Origin of the sequence: Mucilaginibacter sp. L3T2-6, from assembly GCF_030519355.1 — a bacterium.
Classification (GTDB): Bacteria; Bacteroidota; Bacteroidia; order Sphingobacteriales; family Sphingobacteriaceae; genus Mucilaginibacter.
This window is the reverse complement of the sequence record NZ_JAUMKC010000003.1, coordinates 284,453-310,876: the sequence shown is the minus strand read 5'-3', so window position 1 is coordinate 310,876 and position 26,424 is coordinate 284,453. Positions and strand designations below refer to the sequence as shown.

The following is a 26,424-nucleotide window of genomic DNA, read 5'->3' as shown; positions in this document are numbered from 1 at the left end:
TGCAATCAACTTTGCAAGGCTCTTCTGTATTCGTATTAATATTTACATTTATGTTTGATAAGATTATCGCGTTCTCTATCAGGAACAAAGTAACTGTCGGGATCATGACACTGGTTTTAATACTGGTGGGCATTTATTCAGCTTACAACCTGCCGGTTGATGCGCAGCCCGATATTACGAATAACCAGGTACAGATCATTACACAGGCTCCGAGCCTCGGGGCACAGGAAGTAGAGCAGTTTATTACCGCTCCTATTGAATTATCTATGGCCAATATCGCCGGGGTCATTGAAAAACGCTCCATATCCCGTTCGGGTATATCCGTAATCACCATCGTATTTAAAGATGATGTGGACATTTATTGGGCAAGGCAGCAAGTTAACGCCCAATTGAAGGAAGCCGAAAATAGCATCCCTACGGGATTAGGTGAACCCACACTGGCACCTATTACGACCGGGCTTGGTGAAATATACCAATATGTCATCCATACCAAAAGGGGTTATGAAGATAAATATACCGCCACTGATCTTCGCACGATCCAGGACTGGCTGGTGCGCACCCAATTGGCAGGCACGGTTGGTGTAGCTGAAGTCAGCGGCTGGGGCGGCTATGTCAAGCAATACGAGATTGCCCTGGATAATGATAAGCTAAATTCATTGGGCCTGACTATTCCCGAGATCTATGAAGCCTTGCAAAAGAACAATGAAAATACCGGAGGTTCTTACATCGAGCAGCAACGTAACGTTTATTTTATTCGTGGATTGGGGCAGGTGCAAAATCTGGACGACATCCGTAAGATCGTGGTAAAAAACATTAAGGGTTCCCCTATCCTGATCCGCGACATTGCCACTGTACAATTCGGGAGCGCCACCCGTTACGGCGCTGTTACGCGCAACGGTGAAGGTGAGGTCGTAGCCGGAGTGACCCTGATGCTTAAAGGGGAGAACTTCAGCCAGGTAATCAAAAATGTGAAAGACCGAATGGTACAGATCAAAAAGTCCCTTCCCGATGGTGTTATCATCGAGCCGTTCATTGACCGGACTGAATTGGTTGGCCGTGCTATTGGGACGGTCGAGCGTAACCTGTTAGAAGGTGCGCTGATCGTGGTTTTCGTATTGGTTCTGTTGTTAGGCAACCTGCGCGCCGGTTTGGTGGTAGCTTCAGTCATTCCCCTGGCCATGTTGTTTGCTTTTTCCATGATGCGGCTCTTTAACGTATCGGGTAACCTGATGAGTTTGGGTGCGATAGATTTCGGACTTATCGTTGATGGCGCCGTGATCATCGTGGAAAGTGTGGTACACCATATTACAACGGGCAGCTATAAACAACAAGGCGTTGATAAGCTTACCTCCGGACAAATGGATACAGAGGTAAAAAGCAGCGCCAGTAAATTGATGAAGTCTGCTGCATTCGGGCAGATCATTATCCTGGTTGTGTACCTGCCGTTGTTATCTTTAGTTGGTATTGAGGGCAAAATGTTCCGGCCAATGGCGCAAACTGTGGCCTTTGCCATCTTAGGGGCATTTATATTGTCACTTACTTATGTGCCGATGGCAAGCGCTTTGCTCTTGAGCAAGCGAACTTCGCATAAGCCGAATATATCCGATCGTATTATAAGGTTCCTGCAGCGTGCTTATCACCGTGCACTTATTGCAGTGCTCAAAGTAAAAATCATTACAGTGAGCATCGTATTCATCATATTCGGTATTTCAATATGGGCATTCAGTAAAATGGGCGGTGAATTTATTCCCACACTGGAAGAAGGCGACCTGACTGTAGAAATATCCATGATGCAGGGTACATCTTTAACCGAGGTGGTCAAGACCTTTGGCAAAGCCGAAAAGATATTAAAGGATAAATTCCCGGAGATTAAACAAGCGGTAACCCGTATCGGGAGTTCTGAGATACCCACAGACCCTATGCCAATGGAAAAGGGTGACATGATGCTGGCCATGAAACCCAAAGAGGAATGGAAAACGGCAAGGACGCGTGAAGAAATGGCCGAAAAGATGGAAGAGGCTTTAGCTATCATTCCCGGTATTAACGTAGAGATTACACAGCCCATGCAGATGCGCTTTAACGAATTGATGACCGGTATACGCCAGGATGTCGCAATCAAGATATACGGCGATGACCTTGATATACTGGCAACGCAGGCGAACAAGATCGCTAAACTGATCGCACCGGTTAAAGGAGTGAGCGAGCCTTATATAGAAAAGGTCAGCGGATTGCCGCAGATACAGGTAGCTTATAACCGGGACAAAATGGCGCAATATGGTTTAAATATCAGCGATGTAAACATGATCCTGAAAACCGCATTTGCCGGAAATGTGGCTGGAGTAGTATTTGAAGGCGAGAAAAGGTTTGATATGGTGGTTCGCCTCAACCGCGATTTGCGTGAGAACATATCCGGGGTAGAAAACCTGCTCATACCCCTGCCATCGGGTAACAAGGTGCCTCTAAGCCAGGTAGCAGATATTGGATTCAAAGATGCGCCTGCACAGGTATCCCGTGAGGACGGCAAACGGCGTATCTATGTCGGCTTTAATGTGAAAGACCGGGATGTGGAAACGACAGTAAAGGAAATACAGGCAAAGCTCAATGAGCAATTCAAACTGCCATCCGGCTATTACCTGACCTATGGCGGTCAGTTTCAGAACTTGCAGGCGGCCAAAGCGCGATTATCTATCGCGGTTCCGGCAGCTTTGTTGTTCATCCTGATCTTGCTGTATGTGACTTTCCGGTCTGTCAAAGAAAGCCTGCTCATATTTACAGCGGTTCCGCTGGCATCTATGGGCGGTGTTGCGGCATTGCTATTGCGCGGTATGCCTTTCAGTATATCAGCCGGTGTTGGCTTTATTGCCCTGTTTGGCGTAGCCGTACTGAATGGCATCGTGCTGATCGGCTATTTCAACCAGTTGAAGGAAGAGGGTATGGATAATATCTATGACCGGGTGCTGGAAGGAACAAAAACGAGGCTGCGCCCGGTACTGATGACCGCTTCGGTGGCTTCGCTCGGTTTCCTGCCAATGGCGTTATCGGTCAGTGCAGGTGCGGAAGTTCAAAAGCCATTGGCTACAGTGGTGATCGGCGGTTTAATTACTGCAACATTCCTTACACTTTTCGTACTGCCCTGCCTTTACTTATTGTTCAACCGGAAAGAAACAGTAAAAATTAAAGTGCCGAAAGCTCTATTGGTTTTTATTTTGGTTGGCGGAAGCCTGCTGTTGCAGCCCACCAAGTCACAGGCCCAAAATATCGTGCCATTAACGCTGGACAGTGCTATTGCCAAAGCATTGCGAAACAATCTTCAGGTACTTTCTGCGGGGCTATCCGTTGAGCAATCCCGCGCCCTCCAAAAATCAGGGACAGATATCCCCAAAACGGAAGTAATGCTGACACAGGACCCGACCAGCGGCGGCAATATGGATAATGCCGTCGGCATCACGCAGAATATCGCCTGGCCCGGATTATACAAAAACCAGCGGAAACTGCTTAATCAGCAAACTTTACTGGCAGAAAGAACCGGCAACATCACCCGTGCAGAAATCACCCGTAATGTGCGTAGCGCTTATTACGCTTACCTGCTTAACCGAGAAGCACTGCGCATCCTGAATTACCAGGATAGCATCTATACCGGTTTTGTCAAACGTGCGGAAACACGGCTAAAGACCGGGGAAACGTCTAACCTTGAGCTGTTCAGTGCCAAAAATAAATACCAGGAAGTGCAGGCTTTAAAGACCGGGGCACAAGCCGATTTGAAAAGCAATGAATTGGCCTTACAGCAATTATTGAATACAACTGAGCCAATATCCATAGCAGAAAGTAAATTGGCCTTGCTGTTGACGATACCAGCCGATACCCTGAACACGACGAGTAACCCGCAGGTTAATGCCGACCTTCAAAATATTGAGGTGGCGAAAGCCCGTGTCGCAGTGGAAAAATCAAAAGGTATGCCCGACTTTACTTTAGGTTATAACCAGCAATTGATCATTTCGGGATTTAATCCGGCTGGCATTGACCGAAATTATTCGCCCGGCACCCGTATCGCGGGGATACAGCTTGGTGTGGCGCTGCCCATCTTTAACGGGGCCAACCGTTCCAGGGTCAAGGCGGAAAAACTATCCGGTCAGATCGCGCAGACAAATTATCAAAATACTCAAAGTCAGGTGCGCCTTCAATATGAACAGGAAGTACAGCAATACCGTAAATTCCGCCAGTCTGTCGATTATTACACCTCGGGAGGTTTAAAACAGGCAGACGAGCAATTGCGCATCGCACAGGTTTCCTTTAACCTGGGCGAGATCGGCTATATCGAATATATTCAGAACGTATCGGCAGCCGTACAAACCAAACTGGCCTATATCGAAGCGGTCAGTCGTTTAAATCAGTCTGCTATTCAATTACAATTTTTACGAGGAGAATAACATGAAATACCAAACCTTTAAGATATTTATTGCCGCCTTATTCATTGCGGGCACCCTTTTGGCTTCTTGCGTCGGCGGTTCGGAAAAGACTACTGATAAGGACAGCACAGCAACGTCTAAAAAAGAAAAGACCGAAGGCCTGGAACTGAGCCGGGAACAAATGCAATCTGTGGGGATTGTTACCGGCCCGATTGAGCAAAAAAATTTGGATGCTGTAGTGAAAGCAAACGGTCAGTTAGCCGTACCGCCGCAAAATAAAGCCGATGTCAGTATCTTATCCGGGGGCATTATCAGTGACATTAATGTACTGGAAGGCCAGCAAGTGCACCACGGTCAGGTGTTAGCCACTATCAAAAACCAGGACCTGATCAAGCTGCAGCAGGATTACCTGGCTGCTAAAAATAATTTCGCTTATGTACAGGCAGAATATGACCGTCAAACCCAATTAAAAGCGGCAGGTGCAGGAACCGGCAAATCATTCCAATCGGCTGAAGCTAACTATAATGCAGAGCATTCGCGGTTAACGGCTTTCGAAAGCCAGTTAAAGCAGTTAGGTGTTTCACCTGGCAGGATTTCCGGCGGGAATATTGTAACGCAATTTCCGGTTATATCACCCATCAGCGGAACAGTAGGAACGATCACCGCTAATATCGGTGCTTTTGTTCAGCCGGGAACCTCTATTATGGAAGTAGTAGATAATTCAAAGATACATTGCGACCTCACTGTTTTTGAGAAAGATTTGATGAAAGTAAAAGTCGGCCAAAAGGTAAGTTTCCAATTGACCAACCAGGATAACCAGGTCATAACCGGCATCATTAATGGGGTGAATAAATCTTTTGAAAATGAAAGCAAAGGGGTTATTGTTCATGCGGTCATTAATAACAAAGAACAAAAGAACTTGATACCGGGTATGTATGTTACTGCGCTGATCAGTACAGGCAGTACGCTAACCGCCGCTGTACCCAATGATGCCATTGTCCGCTCAGAAGGCAAACAATACATTTTTGTAGCGACGACTGACGCCAAAGATGGCAATGTGAGATTTAAAAAGACAGAAGTAACAACCGGGGTATCTGAATTAGGCTATACAGAGATCAAGCCTTTAGATGCCCTGCCACCCGATGTACAGATTGCTGTCAAAGGTGCATTTTACCTGGAATCTAAGGCTGCCGGTAGCGCAGAGGAGGAATAGATTATGAGTAAAGAACAGTTCGCGGGTTTTGATGATGACTTGAAAGATCTTAAACCTGAAGTAAAAGAAAAGGCCCTGAAATTAGCTTCCGGCTACCTTAAGGATGGTATTGAAGCTGCTCCCGCATTAAAAAGGGCAATTACTGAAGCGGAGGCCTGGTTCCTGGATTTAGAAGGATAACATTTACATACCAGATGAAAGAAGATATTAAATATAGTGAGCCGGTTCATGTCAATATGATGAAAGATGAAGACCGTGAACTCAAAGCTGACGAGGAAACGCTCGATCTGAACAAGCCTGGCAAAAAAGAAGGCTGGCAAAGCCATTGGCCTTTATTGACCGCTTTGGCTGTATTGCTGGTGATGCTGATATTGGAATATGGCTTTAGCTATCAGCCGCCTTTCCCGGTTAACCTGCTGATTTTTTCCATTGCATTCCTGCTGGCTGGTTATAATGTATTGGGAATGGCCTGGCGTAAAGTCAGGCACTTTGACTTTTTCAATGAGTTCTTTTTAATGAGCGTCGCCACGTTGGGTGCGTTCAGTATCGGCTCTTATAGCGAGGGCGTGGCTGTAATGGTATTTTATTCAATTGGCGAATGGTTTCAGGACACAGCGGTTAACAATGCCAAGAAAAGCATTAAGGCATTACTGGATATACGCCCTGATAAAGTTACCGTTATAAGGGACGGTAAAACATCGGTAACTGACCCGAAAGAAATCAAACTTAATGAGATCATACAGGTAAAAGCCGGTGAAAAAGTGGCGCTGGATGGTGAATTGTATTCGGATACTGCCGCCTTTAACACAGCTGCTTTAACCGGGGAAAGCCAGCCGGATACCAAAAGAAAAGGAGAAACGGTCTTGGCGGGGATGATCAATCTCGATAAAGTATCTGAAGTACAGGTCAAAGCACTTTTTAAGGATAGCAAATTGAGTAAAATACTGGAAATGGTACAGGATGCTACCACCAGGAAATCACAAACACAGCTTTTTATCAGCCGGTTTGCCAAAATTTATACGCCTATTGTTTTTGGGCTTGCCTTGCTGGTTTGTTTTGCGCCTTATTTCTTTACCGATCCTTATAATTTCCACCAATGGTTTTACCGGGCTTTGGTGTTCCTGGTAATCAGCTGCCCCTGCGCCTTAGTGGTTTCTATACCGCTGGGCTATTTTGGCGGTATTGGTTTGGCTTCCCGCAACGGCATCCTTTTCAAGGGCTCGAATTTTCTAGATGTGATGACTACGATCAATACCGTCATTATGGATAAGACCGGCACATTAACCAAAGGGGTTTTCAAGGTACAGAAAGTGGTCACTCAGGATTTTGACGAGAAAGAATTGATTCGGATCGCAGCTGCCATTGAAAGCAGTTCTACGCATCCCATTGCGAAAGCCGTGGTGGCTTATGCCAGGCAAGCGTCAGGTAATCTGAAATCGAATAATATAGAGGAGATCTCCGGGCATGGACTAAAAGGAACCGTTGATGGTAAAGCAGTTTTAGCAGGAAATACGAAGCTGCTTCAAAAGTTTAAAATCGCCTACCCATCAGAAATAGATAAGCTGGTAGATACAGTGGTCATTGTCGCCGTTAACGACACTTATGCGGGTTATTTAACTATTGCAGATGAAATTAAGGATGACGCCAAACAGGCCATTGACAAAATGCATGCTTTGAATATCCAAACTATTATGTTGTCCGGTGATAAGCAGGCCGTAGTCGACAAAGTGGCCAAATTATTAGGCGTCGATAAAGCCTTTGGCGATCTACTGCCAGATGGCAAAGTAGAAAAAGTGCAGACCTTTAAAAATGAAGGAAGTAGGATAGCCTTTGTAGGTGATGGTGTAAACGATGCGCCAGTGGTGGCGCTGGCCGATGCCGGTATTGCGATGGGTGGTTTAGGCAGCGATGCGACCATAGAAACCGCAGATATTGTTATTCAGAACGATCAGCCCTCGAAAATCACTGCTGCTATTAGAATTGGGAAGATCACTAAATGGATCGTTTGGCAGAATATCAGTATTGCAATGATTGTCAAGGTCACTGTTTTAGCACTTGGAGCAGGAGGTCTCGCTAATTTATGGGAAGCGGTCATAGCCGATGTGGGCGTTGCACTTCTGGCAATCCTTAACGCGGTCAGGATACAAAAAATGAAGGTGGAGTAATGCAGCTGAAAGTAATAATGGATTAAACAGAAAAAAGATGAAAAAGGATTTAGTGGAAGATGAAGAGCTGTTAGCCAGTTTATTAAAAACGGCCACAAGACGTGAGGCTTTTTCGTTATTGTTAGCAAAGTACCAGCAAAAAGTTTATTATTTTCTCCGGAACCTGAACTTAGGGCACGAGGAAGCAGATGAAGAAATACAAGAGATATTCATTCAGTTTTGGCGCAGTCTTGCCCAGTTGCAAAAAACCGATTCGCTGCCGGTTTTATTATACCGGCTTGTCGCCGATCGCTGTCTGAAACGCTGGGATAAAAACCCTGACAGCGAAGCTAATGTTTCCCCTGAAGCCAGTCGGGGGTTTACCGACGGACGTGGACAGCCGGCGATGCAATTGGCTCTATCAAAGCTAAGCGGAAGCCAAAAGATCATTTTTATGCTGAAGCAGCAGGAACAATTCAGCTATTCGGATATTGCATTGATTACACGCAGGTCAATCCCCGACGTGAGAAAGGATTTCAGTAAAGCGCTTGAAATATTTTCATACAGCGTTCAACAAACTTAAAATGGTAAGACAAAAATCAAACCTGCCGAAGGGCAGGCCGCCTAAAAATTACGCCCGGCCCAGATGGATGAAGATAGTAAGGGTAATCGGACTGGTTATCGCTTACATTGTCATCATTATAGCCATTATTGGAATGGTAATTTCTATTTATAAAAGCTATAAAAAGTAAAGCCGGGCACTACACCGGCTTTATATTCTACAATAAATTCATTGATTATTTACAAGTACTTTAATTGTCAACTGCAACAGGATGAACCTTGTTGAATAGGCGGGCATTTAACTGTTCCGTAGCTGCAAAATACACAGCAGTCGCCTGCCAATGGCTTTAAGTTTTGATGACAGTTTTCACAGTCATAAAAATACTGGCAAGCATCCGTTGGCATTGTTTCTTCTTTTTGGTGACCACATTGGGGACAGGTTATTACCGATTGTAACTGAATTTCTTTAGCCATCTTATTTAATTGGTGTGATCGTCGCCCGGTAGCCGATCTGATTAATTTTGTTTTTCAGACTGTCAGCTGATGTTCTTTTGGGATCATAGCTAACGGTAGTCTGTGCCTTTTCAAAGGATGTTGATGTCTTTATAACACCGGGAACATTCGACAACACACCATCAATATGTTTAGTGCAGTCCGCGCAGCCCATTCCCTTAACTGTAAACTGGACCCATTTAATATTGCTTGCCTGGCTTATTGATACTGATGACTGCGCTGGAGCGCCATAAAGAGCGGAGGAATAGTAAGGAAAAGTTATCAGTACAGCAGATAGAGCAGTAACCATCAACAGGAACTTTTTCGATTGCCAGAACGAAGCAGGTTTTACCTCGCAATCACAATTATTAGTTTGCGTTTTTTTATTAAACTGCTGATACCAGGCAAACGCGAAGATAACGACGGTGAAACCGATCAGGTAAGGTCTTGCCGGCTCGATCCACGAAAAAGACGAAGCGATACCGCTTATGCCTCCTAACAAGGCGATTACCGGCGTAATACAACATAAAGAAGCTGCGAAAGCGGCAATCAGCCCAGGCATCCAGCCTTTATTGATATTGGTACTCATCATAAAGATTCTGTAGTTAAAGGTGTTTGTAATAAGTTGAATAAAGGGAGCAAAAGGATAGTATCGCAGAGCGAGTAGAAAATAGTCTGACCGCTTTTACGAAACTTAATCATGCCACCATCTTTAAGTTTGCGAAGATGCTGGGAAATGGCGGGAATGGTCATCCCTAATATATCACTCAAATCGCAAGGGCAAAGCTCATCTTCTTGCTGTAGTAGAAACAGTATCTTTAACCGAACTTCGTTGCCTGTCAGGGACAAGAGCTGTGCAAGGTCAGTAAAAACAGGTTGTTTTACTTGAAGCAGTTCTTTGCAATTATTTATCTGTGCTTCATCAGCAAATATCCGGCTGCATGCATTCATCCTTTGAAATTAATGTCCAAATATAAGTATTTAAGCAATTGCTTAAATAGCGTTAATGCAATTTTTATTCCTTCGACTAGCATAGGTAAAAAACTTGTTATATAAAATATTATTTGATAGATTTGATTGCAATGAAAAGATTTTTAGTCTTATCATTAACCTCTTTTTACCTGCTGTTGACGACAGGGATGTTTGTCTGCATTGTACACTGTGCAGGCATGCATTTATTCAGTCATTCAAAAACTCATTTAGCCAACAATAATAACGGAGACCCCTGCAAGAATAAATGTAATGGTAACGACTGCAGTTGCTGTAAAAAGCATGACAATTTCGTTATCAAAGAAAATACAAAGCCCGCCCACTATATCCACTTTATTGTGGATTTACCGTTGCCGACCCTACAGCATCATACCTATGTTGTTTTAAATAACTGCGATAATGACGAAATGCAATGGCCGGATTGTCACGGGCCTCCTGCAAAATCCGGCAAATTAATATCAATAATCTTTCACTCCCTTCAAATCTGATTCAGGCGTCTTACGCGCTCCCACAGCGTCGAGGACAGTTTATGTCTTTTAAGCCTGGAACAGCAGATCATTTTATGAAATCACCATAAATACTATTTGAGTTTATTTCAATTGGTGAATTTCTAAGAAATGTTTTAACAAGAATCTCTTCCAGTTTTTGACGCGGTTTGTGCCCTCCTATAAATCAATCTTGTAAAAGATATTGTTCAGGTGTGTCATTAGAGTTATTTCTAAACATTTCAAATTAAGATGGATCCTTTCAACTCAAAATATATATTAAACGAAAAAAGGTGGTTATGGGTGGACTATGATAAAGGAATCAGTATTATGCTGGTTGGGTATGGACATTGTCTTTCGGCCCTGCAGGGACATGTGACCAACCTACATGATTATACGATTTTTAACTATATCGGGACATTTTTCTATGGCTTCCGAATGCCACTATTTTTCATCGTTTCAGGACTACTCGTAGGCAGGAGCCTGAATAAAAAGGGGCTCAATAATTATATTGGTGATCGTACAAATAATATACTTTATCCTTTACTGGTTTGGGGAATTATCGAGATTACTTTTCAAATTATTGCAGCTCGCTACACGCATTTTACTTTTCACGAAAATGTCAGTTTTTGGAAGTATTTAAAATTGTTAGCCAACCCGCGGGAAACAGGTCACTTCTGGTATCTCAATGCATTGTTTTGTATTGGGGTGATCTATGCTTGCCTCAAGTCGAGATTAAGGTTGGGTGCTCTATTCCAGGTAATTCTGGGTTTAGCATTATTTGCAGAATCAGCTTTTATTCATATTTATGACATCCAGGCAGGATTTCTGACGGATATATTCGAATATTATTTCTTCTTCGCACTAGGCGACTTGATCTCAAATGTCATGCTGGATGAAAAGAACATTAGCAGATTTTCATCGCTGAAAATATTTTTTCCGCTGCTGGCGGCATTTGTAATCATTCAGTATTTTTTTACCGAAATCAATTTACGGCCCAGTGCTTACGGCGATCGGTTTGTTGAACAGAAAATGCCGTTCTTTTTCCTGGGTGAGGCGCTTGTCGGCTGCGCCACTTCGGTTAGCTTTTCTTTTTTACTGCAAAAATATAAGTTGTTTACATGGATAAGGATCGTGGGTTTTCATTCCTTATTTATTTATTGCATGCAAATCATTGTCATGACTTTTGCCCGGATTTTTTTTCAAAGTTTACTGCATGTGAGTTATACTCCCGCATTAATTATCTTGGTCTGGTCTTCGGGCATTTTTCTACCTATTATTTTTTACAACTTCTGTCTCAAATACAATTTGTGGTGGCTATATACTTTCAGGAAGCCCGAAAAACAAGTTGAATATCTTCGAAAAACCAACATTTTCAGTTTTAAAACACATTTTCAATAAACAGCATAATAAAGAAGCTGCCTAAAAAGCAGCTTCTTTATCTGGAATGGTTTATTTACAGGTGCTTTGACACCCGCCTGACTCTTTGCAGCTTTTGCTGCAATAATCCATGCACGGTTTACTGCAACCCTTTGCACATTTTGTACAATGGCTCATTTTACTGTTGCAACATGGCGTATTTGCCGGTGTGAAAGTAAAGGATGGAATGGAAAACAACATCATTATAATGATGAAAAGAAAACGTCTCATGATTTCTAAGTTTTAATAATTGATAAATAATAGACAAATGCTTATCAACTATAAAACTTGTGGCGGATGCCAGCCCGAATAAGAATAACCAGATAGGGTTCCTAATACGTTTGGTGCAGCCAGCATTTCTTTATGATAACTGAGAACTGGCAAAATGGAAACGCGCTGAACGACCAAAAACCCGCAGCCACTACAGGAGAACATCATGCTGCATATTCCTTTATTGCAGCAATCCTTGGTACTATGTTCGCAGGCACCCTGGTGCGTCGTTTTGCTACAACAGCAGGTTCCCCTCATGGAAATATTTACTGTCCCCGAAAAAGCGGACAAAAACAATAACAAAGCTGCCAGGAAAACCGCTGTAGTTTTCATACTTAAATATAACATTTTTTCCCTTAAGTAGTTTGATTTTTACCCATTTATATTCACCCTAAATTTATTGTCCAGATTTCAAAATCCTGTAAAAAATTAACGGAATCCTGTAAAGTCCGGCGCTTATAGCATCGGTAAATTTGTATTGTTAAATCAATGCAAATGACAACGCAACAGTTAGAGATACTTACCTTTCCTGTAACCGGTATGAGCTGTGCCTCCTGTGCAGTCAGTGTCGAATCTATACTCGGCGCACAAAACGGTGTGGAGAAAGCAGAAATAAATTATGCCTCGCAATTGGTAAAGGTGGCTTTTCACCCGGAGGTAATTCGACCGGATAACCTGCAACAAGCTGTCCAGTCCATCGGTTATGATCTAATCATTGATACCGCAAACGGAAAAGCCAAACAGGAAGAAGCACAGCAAAATCATTATCATGAACTGAAAAGGAATATTACCTGGGCTATGGCTTTGACAATCCCGGTAGTTCTTATAGGAATGGTTTTTGGCTATATGCCCTACGCCAATTTTATTATGCTGGCGCTAACTGCCCCGGTATTGTTTATAACCGGGGAAAGCTTTTTTTCCGGTGCTCTTAAACAAGGCAGACATGGCAAGGCCAACATGGATACCCTGGTGGCACTGAGCACCGGGATCGCCTTTTTGTTTAGTGCCTTTAATACCTTTTACCCTCAATTCTGGCTGAGACAAGGATTACAACCGCATGTTTACTTTGAAGCCGCTTCTGTGATTGTGGTTTTTATACTATTAGGTAAACTGCTGGAAGAACGTGCAAAATCCAACACTTCTTCGGCGATTAAAAAACTGATTGGATTGCAACCTAAAACAGTCATGCTAATCACTCCGCAAGGGGAAATAGAAACGGCAATAGCGGATATACAGACTGGCGACAAGTTACTGGTTCGGCCTGGAGAAAAGATCCCGGTGGATGGTGAAATATATGAGGGCAACTCCTACGTAGATGAAAGTATGATCAGCGGTGAACCCATTGCCGTTGAGAAAAAACAAGGACTAAAAGTTTTCGCCGGAACTTTGAACCAAAAAGGAAGTTTTCGATTTACCGCTGAAAAGGTTGGTGGACGCACCTTACTGGCACAGATCATCCAGCTGGTACAGGATGCACAGGGCTCGAAAGCGCCTGTACAAAAACTGGTTGATAAGATTGCCGGCATCTTTGTACCCATCGTCATACTCATCGCTTTATTGAGTCTGGGCGTCTGGATAGTTTTTGGCGGACAGCATGCTTTTACACAGGGCTTACTGGCGCTGGTTACCGTTCTGGTGATTGCCTGCCCCTGTGCTTTGGGCCTGGCCACGCCGACCGCTATTATGGTTGGCATTGGCAGGGGTGCGGAAAATGGCATCCTCATTAAAGACGCGGAGGCTCTGGAATTGGGCCACCGGGTTAACGCTGTGGTGCTGGATAAGACAGGAACTATCACCGAGGGGAAACCGGTGGTTACTGACCTCGTATGGTCTGCTGATGCCAAAGTCAACCAGGATCAACTGCAAGGCATTTTTTCCGTGATGGAACAACAATCAGAACACCCCCTGGCAGAAGCCATTGTGGCTTATTTAAAATCAGCTAATGTAAAACCCGGAAACGTCTCTTCCTTTAATAGTATTACTGGGAGAGGTGTTGAAGCAACGTTTAACGGTGATACTTATTTAGCCGGAAGCCACAAACTGATCGATGAAAAAGGGATCGCAATTCCGCAGGATTTAAAGAATCGGATAACTTCCTTTTTAGACCAGGCGAAAACGGTCATTTACCTTGCTGATAGCACACAAGTTTTAGCTATAGCCGCCATAGCGGATCAAATTAAAACAGGCTCTGCCGAAGCTATTCGACAGCTAAAAAAACAAGGCATGGAAGTCTATATGTTGACCGGTGACAACGCGCAAACCGCAGCAGCCATTGCCGCTCAAGCAGGTATTGACCATTTCCAGGCGGATACTTTGCCATCCGGCAAAGCTGATTTTGTAAAGTCTTTACAAACAAAGGGTAAAATCGTGGCCATGATCGGGGATGGTATCAACGACAGCCAGGCGCTGGCTCAGGCAGATGTTAGCATTGCAATGGGCAAGGGTTCTGATATAGCTATGGATGTAGCCAAGGTTACCCTGGTGTCTTCTGATTTGCAGCAGGTGCCTAAAGCATTAAGGTTATCGAAGCTGACTGTCCGGGCCATCCGGCAAAATCTGTTCTGGGCATTTATTTATAACCTGATCGGTATCCCTATTGCCGCCGGTATTTTATATCCCATCAATGGATTTTTACTCAACCCAATGATCGCCGGAGCGGCAATGGCCTTAAGCTCCGTGTCGGTAGTGAGCAACAGCTTAAGGCTTAAATTTTCAAAACTTGATTTGTAATGATTTATTAATTTAAAAAAACATGGAAACTTTAAAATTCAAAACCAATATTAATTGCGGCGGCTGTATCGCCACCGTAACACCTGCTTTAGATGCGCTGAAATATATTCAGCAATGGGAAGTGGATACCGCCAACCCGGATAAAATCTTAACGGTAAAAGCTGAAAATAATTTAACAGCCGTTCAGGTCATTGATGCGCTGAAACAAAAGGGTTATAATGCAATAGCTATCGCGTAACTTTGAATTATAATCAATAGCATATGGTACTGCATATTAAAAATATGGTCTGCGACCGCTGCCTGATGATCATTCGTCAGCAGCTGGAAAACCTGGGCTTTACGGTTAAGCAAATCGCTTTAGGCCATGTGGAAATTGCACCTGAGCCTGATGAAGAACAATTGCAACTAATTGCTTCCGCTTTAAAAGTGCCAGGCTTTGAGCTGATCAATAAGGAAGCGGACAAAACGGTCGAAGCGATCAAAAATATCGTTGTGGAACTGGTGCATCATTCTGATCTTTCGGAGTTGAAAACATCCTATTCTGAGCTGATCGCAAGCCGTTTAGGAAAAGATTATACTTATCTGAGCCGTATGTTCTCTATGTCACAGGACATGACCATTGAGCGTTTTATTATTGAGCAGAAGGTAGAAAAGATCAAAGAATTGCTGGATTATGGCGAGTTGAACCTGAATGAAATCGCTTACCAGATGGGTTATAGCAGCAGCGCCCATTTGTCCGCGCAATTTAAAAGTATTACAGGTCTAACACCCAGCCAGTACCGGTCATCGGAGCAACAGCGGAAACCTATCGATAAAATTTAACTTTTCTATTTATGGAACACGATCATCATTCTATGGACATGGGTAAAACGAATGCAGATCATGGGACGATGGATCACGACAAGATGCAGCAGGGACCCAGCCCGTCTATGGGTATGGCAGGGCATGACCATCATGCGATGATGATTGCTGATTTTAAAAAACGTTTTTTCGTGGTATTGGTACTGACTGTCCCGGTCATGTTATTGTCGATGCAAATTCAGCAATGGCTGCACCTGGATATACGCTTTGCCGGATCGTCCTACCTGCTTTTTGCTTTGGCCTCTGCCGTATTCGTTTATGGAGGCTGGCCATTCTTAACCGGCTGGTTAAGCGAAATGAAGGCTAAAACCCCCGGCATGATGACCCTGATCGGGTTTGCGATAACGGTAGCATATTGCTATAGCGCGGCGACCGTATTTGGCTTGAAAGGCATGGATTTCTTCTGGGAACTAACCACATTGATTTTGATTATGCTTTTAGGCCATTGGATCGAAATGCGTTCAGTCGCCGGTGCATCGAGGGAGTTAGAGTTGTTGGTACAGTTGATGCCAGCCGAAGCACATCTGATTAAGGGGGGAAATATAACCGAGGTCAAGACCGATAGTTTAAAAAGGCATGACTTGATATTAATTAAGCCTGGTGAAAAAATCCCGGCTGACGGCGTTATTGAAGAAGGAGCAAGTTACCTCAATGAATCCATGCTTACCGGGGAATCTACGCCGGTTCAAAAATCCAAAGGGCAGGATGTGATTGCGGGTTCGGTCAATGGCAATGGCTCTATAAAGGTAAAAGTGACCCATAGCGGCGAGGATTCTTATTTATCCAAAGTCATTAGCCTGGTTAAAAACGCGCAGGATGCCAAATCCAATACGCAGCTGCTGGCCGATAAGGCAGCAAAGTGGCTGACCATTATCGCGCTGGCTGCGGGAATAGGTACATTTATTTTTTGGTCAGCCGATGGGAAAGACCTGGCTTTTGCGATGGAAAGAATGGTGACCGTAATCGTGATCTGCTGTCCGCATGCCTTAGGGCTCGCCGTTCCGCTCGTCGTGGCTAAATCCACCTCGTTATCTGCACAGCACGGATTGTTGATCAAGAACCGGACGGCGTTTGAAAACTCCCGGAAAATTACCACCATCGTATTTGATAAAACAGGCACCCTTACAGTAGGCAAATTTGAAGTAGCTAAGATCGTTTCGCTAGATAAGGACCTGGATGAAAAGGAGCTTATTCGCCTGGCAGCTGCGCTGGAACAAAACTCCGAACATCCCATCGCTACCGGTATCCTGCAAAAAGTTAAGGATTTAAAGGTCACTATCCCTAAGGCAGAAAACTTTAAGGCCATTACCGGCCAGGGTGTGGGAGCCACGGTGGCAGGCAAAAAGATACTGGTAGTTAGTCCGGGCTATTTGAAAGAAAATAAGATCGCGCTGCCCGATGGTTTTACCGCCAATGTTACAGAAACGGTCGTGTTTTTAATTATTGATAAAGAACCGGCAGGCTATATTGCCTTATCGGACGAGATACGGCCCGAGTCGGCAGACTCGATCAAAACGCTCCAACAGGAAAATATCAAATCCATCCTGTTGACCGGCGATAACAGTAAAGTGGCCGCAAGTGTCAGTAAGGCTTTAGGTATGGACAGCTTTATGGCTGAAGTCTTACCGCATCAGAAGCTGGAAAAGATCAAAGAACTACAAAGTAAAAGTGAGTTTGTAGCCATGACCGGAGATGGCGTTAATGATGCCCCGGCACTGGCCCAGGCGGATATTGGCATTGCGGTAGGTTCTGGAAGTGATATTGCGGCAGAAACCGCCGGCATTGTTTTAGTAAACAGTAATCCAAAGGATATTGTTAGTTTGATCCTGTTTGGAAAGGCGACCTATCGTAAAATGGTCCAGAACCTCGCCTGGGCGACTGGTTATAATGTCATCGCGTTGCCGCTGGCTGCCGGTGTACTGTACAACCAGGGGATTGTATTAAGCCCGGCAGCGGGGGCTGTATTAATGACCGTCAGCACGGTGGTTGTCGCGATCAATGCCAGCTTGCTAAAAGTAAAGGCTTAGTACAATAGGATATAAATTTTTATCGGAATTATATAAAATGATCCAAAGGGTATATCCATACCTTAGCGATATAATAGTTTAAAGCACAACGCTGTCCATTACAATATTTTTAAAAAATTCAAGTTTAACATTATAATGAAGTCTATCGCTGTTTTCCTTACATTATGTATCTTGTTTCTATCCTCAGTATCGGGGATGGCAAACACCTTGCATCGTAAGGATTCGGCATCTTGCTGCAAAGCAAGCGTGAATAAAGATTGCTGCAAACAGCAAAAACAAACCTCCGGTAACGATTGTGCCAAAGGTGCTTGCAATGCCATGCTGTCTTGTGGTACCTGTGGATTTACGATTGTTCCATCTATTTCCCTTTCACCGGCAATAACTGATCTGAACGATCAGACTACCCATCCTTTCGCCATAGGTGAATTGTCGGATTACCAGGACAATGACTGGACCCCTCCGAAAGCTTAATAATTAACTCCCATTGACAGGTCAATCCTTGACCGTAGTATTTCATTAATTATTAATCTTTAATTTCAAAATCATGAAAAAGTTTCTTTTCATCACTATGGTGATGCTATTATCTGCTATATCTGTTACTTATGCTAATACCCCTTGCTGCAACAGCAAAATAACCTGTTCTAAATGCGCAAAAGGATGCGGGCCAAACTGCAAGGATTATTGCAGCAAGACCTGCAAGGCATCAGGTGAATGCAAAACTGTATGTAAATTGTAAATAAGGAAGCCGCCTCTTCAAGGGGGGCGGCTCTGTTATCCTTCTTTAAAGAAAAAATAGTATTTTCGGTCAGTGAAACGTATCGCGCTCATATCATTAACAGTGATTTACCTGCTTTCTGCATTAGGTATCTCGGTTAGTAGTTTTTATTGCTGCGGTAAATTGGAATCCACCAGCATTTCTTTTAGCACTGCCAAAAAGCAGGATTGCAAAATGGCAGCGGGATTGCCGGGGTGCTGCAAAACCAAAACGTTGTCCTTCAAAGTTAAGGATCAGCATGTTGGTTCGCAGGCTTTGAGTTTGAACGCCAATGTATTTCACGCCATTATTCCTGTTTATATAATAGCGGATTTCAGCGGTTATCGTTTCAAACCTGAATATGTTGCTTTTAACAGCCATGCGCCGCCTGACCACGCTAAAGCTCCTGTTTATATCCTTAACTGTATCTACAGAATCTGATCTGTACTTCTTCCCCTTGGCCTTTAATCGTTAACAGGCCCTGGTTTGCTTTGCAATTCATCATCTTAATTATAGTTCACGCATAGGATTACCTGTGCCATCCATCCATTTTTAAATTTTAAAACAAATGAAAAAAGTAACCCTAATGGCCATAGCCATTCTGTTTTCTGGTGCGAGTGTTTTCGCTGCGAATTCATCCACGATGACTTCGGACACTACCAAAACTAAAAAGGTAAAACCAGCCAAAGTACAATACACCTGTAGCATGCATCCGGAAGTATTGAGCGATAAACCCGGCAAATGCCCTAAATGCGGCATGGAACTGGTGAAAAAGGAACCGGCTAAAAAGAAAAGTTAAAAATGAGTAATTCATTTCAGCCCTGCATCATGCGGGGCTGATTAAACTCCTTGAGATGATCAATCAACTTATTACCCTGTCCTTAAAAAACAGGTACATCGTTTTACTGATCGCGCTGGGCTTATTTGCCTGGGGCGCTTACTCGGTCAATCAAAACCCGATTGACGCCATACCCGACCTGTCGGATAACCAGGTGATCGTGTTCACCGAATGGCAGGGCCGCAGTCCGCAGATCATGGAAGACCAAGTTACCTACCCGCTGGTGAGTAACCTGCAAGGCATTCCTAAAGTGAAGGCCATCCGCGCTACATCCATGTTCGGGATGAGTTTTGTCTATATCGTATTTGAGGATAAAGCCGATATCTACTGGGCGCGAAGCCGGGTGCTAGAACGACTGAACTATGCACAGCGCCTGTTGCCGCAGGGCACTACGCCGACATTAGGGCCGGATGGCACAGGCGTAGGGCATATCCTATGGTACACACTGAATGCCAAAGGGATGAACCTTGGCGAGCAACGCGCCTTGCAGGATTGGTATGTGAAGCTTGGCCTGCAAACTGTTCCCGGCGTCAGCGAGGTCGCCTCATTCGGTGGTTTTGAAAAACAATACCAGGTTAGTATCGACCCCAATAAGCTGAACTATTATAATATTCCGCTTTCACAGGTGCTCAAAGCCATTAAAAGTAATAACAACGATGTTGGCGGGCGCAAATTTGAAATGAACGGCACAGGTTACATCGTGCGAGGGCTTGGCTATATCAAAACAATACAGGACGTGGAGAGCATCCCGGTCGGTGTGATCAAAACTATTCCGGTGACTATCAAAGATATTGCAACGGTGCAAATGGGCGGCGATGAACGGCTGGGTATTTTCGACCGTAATGGCGACGGTGAAGCCGTTGGAGGTATCGTGGTAATGCGCTATGGTGAGAATGCCGACCAGGTGATCAAATCGGTAAAAACCAAAATGGCCGACATTCAAAAAGGATTACCCGCTGGTATCAGCTTCAATATCGCCTATGACCGCAGCGAACTGATCGAGAATGCCATCGGCTCGGTAAAACATACGCTGATCGAGGAAATGATCGTAGTGTCGATTATTGTCATTCTCTTCCTGTTCAGCTGGCGAAGCGCTCTGAGCATCATTATCCAGATACCCATTACTATAGCAGCAAGTTTTATCTTGCTCAATGCATTCGATATCAGCTCCAATATCATGTCCTTAACCGGTATCGCCTTAGCTATCGGTGTGATTGTAGATAATGGCATCGTGATGGTCGAGAACGCGCACCGCAACTTATCCATAGCTCAACAAAAAGAAAAATCATGACCACTATAGAAAGAATTAAGATCATAGAACAATCCTGCAAACAGGTTGGCCGTGGCGTGTTTTTCTCCACTGTTATTATTGTAGCCTCATTTCTGCCGGTGTTCCTTTTATCCGGACAAGAGGGTAAATTGTTCGGCCCGCTGGCCTGGACGAAAACCTTTATACTCGGTATCGATGCTATACTGGCTGTTACGCTGGCGCCTGTACTCATATCATTCTTCCTGAAAGGGAAATTACGAACAGACGACCATAACCCGTTGAACCGTGGGCTTGAAAGGATTTACAAGCCAGTATTGGATTGGTGTATCAGATGGCGCAAAACAACTTTGGCCATCAATATCGTCGCGCTGATCGTCAGCATACCACTCCTTCTTTCATTAGGCAGTGAGTTTATGCCACCGTTGGACGAAGGCACGATACTGTTCATGCCGGTTACACAACCGGACGTTTCCAATGCACAAGCCAAACAGCTTTTGCAGGTACAGGATAAGATCATTAAAAGTGTGCCGGAAGTAGCTAATGTGCTGGGCAAAGCCGGCCGGGCCAATACCGCTACAGACAATTCACCAATCAGTATGACGGAAACGATCATCCTGCTAAAGCCGAAGGATCAGTGGCGGCCGGGCGTAAAAAAGGAAGACATCATCAACGAACTCAACGCCAAGTTACAAATCCCCGGTGTGGTGAATGGCTGGACGCAGCCGATTATTAACCGTATCAATATGCTCTCCACGGGTATCCGCACGGACGTTGGTTTGAAAATATATGGCCAGAACCTGGATACGATCAACGTGCTGGCAACGCAAATGAAACAAGCACTGCAAGGTGTAAATGGTGTTAAAGACCTGTATGTTGACCCAATCACTGGCGGTAAATATCTGGACATACAAGTTAATAAAGAGGCCATTGGTCGTTACGGCCTGAGTGTGGATGATGTGAATGAGGTAGTGGAAAGTGCGTTGGGCGGCATGAACCTGACAACTACCGTGGAAGGCAGGCAGCGCTTCAGCATCAATGCCCGGCTGGCGCAAGATTACCGCAATAACCTCGAAGCCATCAAACGCACATTGGTACAAACAGAAAATTACGGGCCTATTCCATTATCATCTGTGGCGGATATCAAGATCAGCGACGGTCCGGCAATGATACAATCGGAAAACGCCTTATTGCGCGGCACAGTATTATTCAACGTGCGTGACCGCGACCTGGGTAGCACGGTTAAGGAAGCGCAGGATAAGCTCAATAATCTGGTCAAGGTGCTGCCGAAAGGTTATTATATCGAATGGAGCGGGCAATACGAAAACCTTATCCGGGCTGAAAGAACATTAAAGCTGATCCTGCCTATCGTGCTTATTATCATTTTCGCCTGTCTGTATTTTGCCTTTCATTCTATCAGGGAAGCATTTTTCAGCCTGATCAGTATCCCGTTTGCCTTGATCGGCGGGGCCTATATGGTGTATTTCTTTGGCGTGCATTTATCGGTTGCCGTAGCGGTCGGATTTATTGCGCTGTTTGGTATAACAGTAGAAACCGGTATTGTGATGGTTATCTACCTGAATGATGCCATGCAGCAGTTGGTAAAACTTAAAGGCAATTCAAAAGAGACGATCACCAGGGAAGACCTGCGGGAGTTTGTGATGAACGGAGCGGTAAAAAGGCTACGGCCAAAGCTGATGACCGTTTGCGTTGCCCTTTTCGGACTGATACCCGTGCTGTGGGCAACCGGAACCGGCAGCGATGTGATGCGGCCAATTGTGCTGCCAATGATCGGCGGTGTATTAACTTCTTCAACACATATTTTATTAGTTACACCATTGATCTTTTTAATGGTGAAAGAATATGAACTTAAAAAGCATGGTAAGCTGGACATATTGGAGGTAAAGGAATAATGAAAATAAAAATAAAAATCATACTTGCTATGCTCATTTGCAGTGCAGGTGTTGTCAAAGCGCAGACTTTGCCTTTGGACAGCGTGTTGGAAAAAGTAGCTGCTAACCCATCGCTGCAGGCTTATGACGCGAAAGCTAAGGCGCAGAATGCTTATGCTGAGGGTGCCAAAAACCTCGATGCGCCAAAACTAAGTGCCGGACAATACCAGGTGCCTTACCAGTTAAGTCCTAACGGTGGTTCGTTCATGATACAGGGAGAGCAAATGTTTACTAACCCGGCAAAGCTGCGCGCAAAAGAAGACTATCTGAAAGGCCAATCCAAAGTTACCTCGGCTGATAAGGACTATTTGAAAAACCAGCTATTCGCGCAGGCCAAGCAATATTATTACCAGCGCGTGGTACTGGAAAAAAAGCTTGCGCAATTACAGCAAACGCAAAGCTTGCTGGAATACATGTTAAAGGACGCCAATATCCGGCTTACTTACGGTAAAGAAAGACTGCCGAACATTTATAAAGCCAAAGCTGAGCTATTTGAACTCGACAATACACGCGAGGAACTACGGGATGGGATCAATCAGCGGAATATCCTGCTGAATACCCTGATGAACCGGGATAAAACTGCACCGTTTGCAGTCGATACCACTATTGCACTCAAAGAATATGAAGTAGCAATTACCGACACGGCAGCATTAGCGAATAGCCGTAGCGACATTAAAGGCATTAACCGGAATATCGATTTACAGCAATTGAACGCACAAATGGAATACAGCAAGCGCAAGCCGGATTTTGGCATACAAGCAGCGCATATGTTTAGTTATGGGGGTTATGCTAACCAATATATCCTGATGGCTTCCATCACAATCCCAATTGCGCCCTGGTCGTCCAAAGAATACAAGGCCAATTTGAAGGGCATCCGCTACGAGACAGAAGAATTGCAGCAAAAGAAACTGGATATTCTCAACCAAACCACGGGGCAGTTAGCGGGCCTTAAAGCCGACATGGGTAGTAAGAAAAGGCAGCTTGATAATTATCAGCAAAACATTATTCCTGCTTTGCAGAATAGCTATAAAACGGCTTTGCAGGCTTATGACCAGAACACCGGCGATCTGCCATCGGTGCTTAACGGAATTAAAGATCTGCAAATGGCGAGAATGACGGCCCTTGACCGCTTACAGGAATTATTAACCTTACAGGTAGCTTATGAAAAAGAGATTGAAAAATATTAGCCTGATCGTAGTAGTGCTATCAGGTGTAATGCTGTTTTTTGCCTGCTCGGACCAGCAAAAGAAACCAGCCGCATCGGAAGTAAAGCCGGCAGTGAAATACACCTGCCCAATGCATTCGCAAGTGCTGGAAGACCATCCGGGAACCTGCCCGATTTGTGGCATGACGCTGGTAAAAAAAGCAGGCCAGGCGAGTAAAGATGCGGGTATCAGTTTGAATACTGTTTTGAAGCCGGTTAACGCATCTGTCGTATCATCGGTCGCATCGATAACACCGGAGCAAAAAGTCTTACCCGTCACTATTTCAGCAAGCGGTTATCTTGATTTTGATACGCGGACCTTTAACAATATCGCATCGCGCTTTTCAGGCCGCATCGAAAAACTGTATATCAAATATGCATTCCAGGAAATACACCGTGGCCAGCGGATATTTGATATTTACAGCCCGGAACTGGTTACAGCACAGCAGGATCTGATTTTTCTTTCAAAAAATTCACCGCAGGAAACAACTTTGATTAATACAGCGCAGCAAAAATTATTATTGCTGGGTATGACACCGGTGCAGGTAAACCGGGTAATTAAAACCGGGAAGCCATTTTATAGCCTGCCGGTTTACAGCCCTTATGAAGGGCATGTACATGATATGCCACATAGTCAAATGACCGGTACAGCCGATACCAAACCGTCATCCGATTTTGCTAATAATCTCCCATTATCGATCAAAGAAGGCATGTATGTTGAAAAAGGGCAAGCTATTTTTAATGTGGTCAATCCGCATCAGCTGTGGGCGGTGATTAAGGTCGATCCATCAGCGGTCGCTGCCTTGAAACTAAACCAACCAGTTAAGATTACGTTGCCGGATCTACCGGGCAAAACAATCAAAGGGAAAGTTAACTTTATTGAACCAACGCTACAAGAGGGCGATAAAACCACGAGCATTAGGGTTTACATTGACAATATGGACCATACCCTGAAAGTAAATAGCCTGGTTAAGGCGGAAATAGAGACCGCAAAAACCAGTCGCTTATGGATACCAAGAACAGCCTTGGTTGATTTAGGCCAGACGCAAATCGTTTGGTTAAAAAGTGGACCTGCATTCTATGTTAAACAGGTAAAAACGGGCGGTATAAAGGGTAATGAAATATGGATTACTAAAGGGCTACAGGCAGCCGATAGCCTGGCAGCAAACGCCCAATATTTAACAGACAGCGAAAGCTTCATTAAAACGAAAAATGATGAATAAGATAAAACTATTGGCATTGCTTTTAACCCTGGGGGTTGCAGCCTGTAAGCCAAAACCGCAGCAAATAGTAGTCAAAACGCAAAGCAAAGCTTACTACACTTGTTCCATGCATCCGCAGGTACATGAGGAACATGATGGCAATTGCCCGATATGCGGAATGAAACTAATCAAGGTGGAACTTACCGGCTCGTCTGATAAAGCAGCAGACAGGATCACCCTAACCGCTACGCAGCTTCAATTAGCCGGTATACAGACGGACACTGTCCGCAAAGAAAATATCGGCAGCGAGAAAATGCTGACCGGGACTGTAACCGCTGATGAAAATACAGCGCAGGAAATGAGCGCCAGAATCACTGGAAGAATACAACAACTATTTATAAGGACCATTGGCGAAAAAATATCCATGGGCCAGCCCGTTTATTCCATTTACAGTGAAGATTTGCAGGAAGCCGAAAAGGAATACTTATTGGCAAAACAACAGCAAAAAATACTGCATAACCCCGATGTGGATTACCTACAACTGATCAGCGCAGCGGAAAACAAGTTGCAATTGTGGGGTCTGTCAGCCACACAGATCAAAAGTTTAGCAGCCAGCGGAAAAGTGTCTGCAACAACAACTGTTTTAAGTAAAATCAATGGGACGGTTAGCGAGGTAACGGTGCATGAAGGGGACTATGTAACCGAAGGCATGTCTATACTCAAAACACAAACATTGAATAATCTATGGGTACAGGCCCAGATCTATGCCAGCGAAACAGGCAACTACAAGGAAAACGACCCCGTTAGTGTCGCATTTCCTGATTTGGGTGGCCAACTTATTAAGGGCAAAGTTGCATTTATCAATCCTGAATTGTCTGATGCTTCTAAAGTGGACTTAATCAGGATCAGTATACCCAATCCACAGGGACTCATAAGGCCAGGTATGCTGGCTTACATTTCGATAACAAACGGTAATAACCAATCCTTAGCCGTGCCTGCTTCAGCTATTCTGATGGACGGTAATGGAAATATGGTTTGGGTGAAAAACTCAGACGGCAGTTTTTCACCCAAGATGATCAAACCGGGCATTGGAAACTCAAATTATGTACCTATCCTTTCCGGCTTGAATCCAGGTGATATTGTTGTAACCAATGGCGCTTATTTACTGAACAGCGAAGCGATATTTAAAAATGGAAGTGATAAATCAATGGCTGGGATGAAAATGTAAAGAGATAGGTTATTTCTTTTCATCCTTTTTTGCACCTTACAGCACCTTTGTCAATTCAGGATTATTATTTTCTTCGCCCTTTACACTTCCAAATTTTATTTAAAATAACTCATTATCTATTGTAATCTCTTAAAAAAATAACTATTAAAAAAGCTAAAATGATAGTGAAGAATAGGCAAACAACAGCAAAAATTTAGCTGAAACTTGTAAAAAAGTATCTATTTTTATCAAATGGCATTTTTGATGTAGCCTAAAAAACTGCATTTTTAATACTTTAAACCATGATTTTAACTGATTTATTTGGCAAAAAACTGTGGCAAAACTCTGCCAAAAACACCCTAAAATACATAAAATGAAAAATCAAAAACCGCTCTCAGAGCA

At 44.1% G+C, this 26,424-nt stretch carries 23 protein-coding genes; 20 read left to right on the top strand and 3 right to left on the bottom strand.

The window, feature by feature from the left end; genetic code table 11:
* Window positions 1-50 precede the first annotated feature (50 nt).
* The 6 genes from Q3W13_RS05735 to Q3W13_RS05710 are packed head-to-tail and all read left to right on the top strand — an operon-like array spanning window position 51 to window position 8,515.
* A complete protein-coding gene (locus Q3W13_RS05735) occupies window positions 51-4,427 on the top strand; it encodes a CusA/CzcA family heavy metal efflux RND transporter (RefSeq protein ID WP_302862033.1) in 4,377 nt (1,458 codons plus the stop codon).
* Between the two features lies 1 nt (window position 4,428).
* Window positions 4,429-5,619, top strand: coding sequence for an efflux RND transporter periplasmic adaptor subunit (locus Q3W13_RS05730; RefSeq protein WP_302862031.1), 1,191 nt, complete (start codon window positions 4,429-4,431; stop codon window positions 5,617-5,619).
* Between the two features lie 3 nt (window positions 5,620-5,622).
* On the top strand, window positions 5,623-5,799 hold the full coding sequence (locus Q3W13_RS05725) for a hypothetical protein (RefSeq protein ID WP_302862030.1): 177 nt from the start codon (window positions 5,623-5,625) through the stop codon (window positions 5,797-5,799).
* 14 nt (window positions 5,800-5,813) lie between these two features.
* The gene (locus Q3W13_RS05720) at window positions 5,814-7,784 is read left to right on the top strand and encodes a heavy metal translocating P-type ATPase (protein WP_302862029.1); all 1,971 of its coding nucleotides are present in this window, start codon (window positions 5,814-5,816) and stop codon (window positions 7,782-7,784) included.
* A gap of 37 nt (window positions 7,785-7,821) precedes the next feature.
* Entirely contained in the window at window positions 7,822-8,346 is a 525-nt protein-coding gene (locus tag Q3W13_RS05715; protein ID WP_302862028.1) for an RNA polymerase sigma factor, read from the top strand.
* A 1-nt stretch (window position 8,347) separates the two neighbouring features.
* Window positions 8,348-8,515 carry a hypothetical protein gene (locus tag Q3W13_RS05710; protein ID WP_302862027.1) on the top strand — a complete coding sequence of 56 codons (168 nt, stop codon included), beginning with the start codon at window positions 8,348-8,350 and terminating at the stop codon, window positions 8,513-8,515.
* Window positions 8,516-8,582: 67 nt separating this feature from the next.
* Here the strand turns inward: Q3W13_RS05710 and Q3W13_RS05705 are convergent, their stop codons facing one another.
* The 3 genes from Q3W13_RS05705 to Q3W13_RS05695 are packed head-to-tail and all read right to left on the bottom strand — an operon-like array spanning window position 8,583 to window position 9,767.
* The gene (locus tag Q3W13_RS05705) at window positions 8,583-8,798 is read right to left on the bottom strand and encodes a GDCCVxC domain-containing (seleno)protein (protein ID WP_302862025.1); all 216 of its coding nucleotides are present in this window, start codon (window positions 8,796-8,798) and stop codon (window positions 8,583-8,585) included.
* Between the two features lies 1 nt (window position 8,799).
* Window positions 8,800-9,408 (bottom strand): mercuric transport protein MerTP, encoded by a 609-nt coding sequence (gene merTP / locus Q3W13_RS05700; protein WP_302862023.1) that lies wholly within the window; start codon window positions 9,406-9,408, stop codon window positions 8,800-8,802.
* Window positions 9,405-9,767, bottom strand: coding sequence for a metalloregulator ArsR/SmtB family transcription factor (locus Q3W13_RS05695; RefSeq protein ID WP_302862021.1), 363 nt, complete (start codon window positions 9,765-9,767; stop codon window positions 9,405-9,407). The genes merTP and Q3W13_RS05695 overlap by 4 nt, the downstream gene beginning before the upstream one ends.
* A gap of 827 nt (window positions 9,768-10,594) precedes the next feature.
* Here Q3W13_RS05695 and Q3W13_RS05690 point away from each other — a divergent pair.
* The 14 genes from Q3W13_RS05690 to Q3W13_RS05625 all read left to right on the top strand — a co-directional run bounded on the left by Q3W13_RS05690 (window position 10,595) and on the right by Q3W13_RS05625 (window position 26,043).
* The gene (locus Q3W13_RS05690) at window positions 10,595-11,692 is read left to right on the top strand and encodes an acyltransferase (RefSeq protein ID WP_302862020.1); all 1,098 of its coding nucleotides are present in this window, start codon (window positions 10,595-10,597) and stop codon (window positions 11,690-11,692) included.
* A 381-nt stretch (window positions 11,693-12,073) separates the two neighbouring features.
* Window positions 12,074-12,280, top strand: a complete 207-nt coding sequence (locus tag Q3W13_RS05685; protein WP_302862018.1) for a hypothetical protein — start codon at window positions 12,074-12,076, stop codon at window positions 12,278-12,280.
* Between the two features lie 195 nt (window positions 12,281-12,475).
* Entirely contained in the window at window positions 12,476-14,710 is a 2,235-nt protein-coding gene (locus Q3W13_RS05680; RefSeq protein ID WP_302862016.1) for a cation-translocating P-type ATPase, read from the top strand.
* Window positions 14,711-14,732: 22 nt separating this feature from the next.
* Entirely contained in the window at window positions 14,733-14,948 is a 216-nt protein-coding gene (locus Q3W13_RS05675) for a heavy-metal-associated domain-containing protein (RefSeq protein WP_302862015.1), read from the top strand.
* Window positions 14,949-14,971: 23 nt separating this feature from the next.
* Complete coding sequence (locus Q3W13_RS05670; protein WP_302862014.1) at window positions 14,972-15,532, top strand: AraC family transcriptional regulator; 561 nt, start codon at window positions 14,972-14,974, stop codon at window positions 15,530-15,532.
* 11 nt (window positions 15,533-15,543) lie between these two features.
* The gene (locus Q3W13_RS05665) at window positions 15,544-17,598 is read left to right on the top strand and encodes a heavy metal translocating P-type ATPase (protein WP_302862013.1); all 2,055 of its coding nucleotides are present in this window, start codon (window positions 15,544-15,546) and stop codon (window positions 17,596-17,598) included.
* Between the two features lie 135 nt (window positions 17,599-17,733).
* Window positions 17,734-18,069: a hypothetical protein gene (locus tag Q3W13_RS05660; RefSeq protein ID WP_302862011.1), complete on the top strand. Its 336-nt coding sequence runs from the start codon at window positions 17,734-17,736 to the stop codon at window positions 18,067-18,069.
* A gap of 337 nt (window positions 18,070-18,406) precedes the next feature.
* Complete coding sequence (locus Q3W13_RS05655; RefSeq protein ID WP_302862010.1) at window positions 18,407-18,793, top strand: hypothetical protein; 387 nt, start codon at window positions 18,407-18,409, stop codon at window positions 18,791-18,793.
* Window positions 18,794-18,920: 127 nt separating this feature from the next.
* A complete protein-coding gene (locus Q3W13_RS05650) occupies window positions 18,921-19,151 on the top strand; it encodes a heavy metal-binding domain-containing protein (protein WP_302862008.1) in 231 nt (76 codons plus the stop codon).
* Between the two features lie 55 nt (window positions 19,152-19,206).
* The gene (locus Q3W13_RS05645; protein ID WP_302862006.1) at window positions 19,207-20,481 is read left to right on the top strand and encodes an efflux RND transporter permease subunit; all 1,275 of its coding nucleotides are present in this window, start codon (window positions 19,207-19,209) and stop codon (window positions 20,479-20,481) included.
* Complete coding sequence (locus Q3W13_RS05640) at window positions 20,478-22,370, top strand: efflux RND transporter permease subunit (RefSeq protein WP_302862005.1); 1,893 nt, start codon at window positions 20,478-20,480, stop codon at window positions 22,368-22,370. The genes Q3W13_RS05645 and Q3W13_RS05640 overlap by 4 nt, the downstream gene beginning before the upstream one ends.
* Entirely contained in the window at window positions 22,370-23,596 is a 1,227-nt protein-coding gene (locus Q3W13_RS05635; protein WP_302862004.1) for a TolC family protein, read from the top strand. Before Q3W13_RS05640 ends, Q3W13_RS05635 begins: the two co-directional genes overlap by 1 nt.
* Complete coding sequence (locus Q3W13_RS05630; protein WP_302862003.1) at window positions 23,571-24,836, top strand: HlyD family efflux transporter periplasmic adaptor subunit; 1,266 nt, start codon at window positions 23,571-23,573, stop codon at window positions 24,834-24,836. The genes Q3W13_RS05635 and Q3W13_RS05630 overlap by 26 nt, the downstream gene beginning before the upstream one ends.
* Window positions 24,826-26,043, top strand: coding sequence for an efflux RND transporter periplasmic adaptor subunit (locus Q3W13_RS05625; RefSeq protein ID WP_302862002.1), 1,218 nt, complete (start codon window positions 24,826-24,828; stop codon window positions 26,041-26,043). The genes Q3W13_RS05630 and Q3W13_RS05625 overlap by 11 nt, the downstream gene beginning before the upstream one ends.
* Window positions 26,044-26,424: the final 381 nt, after the last annotated feature.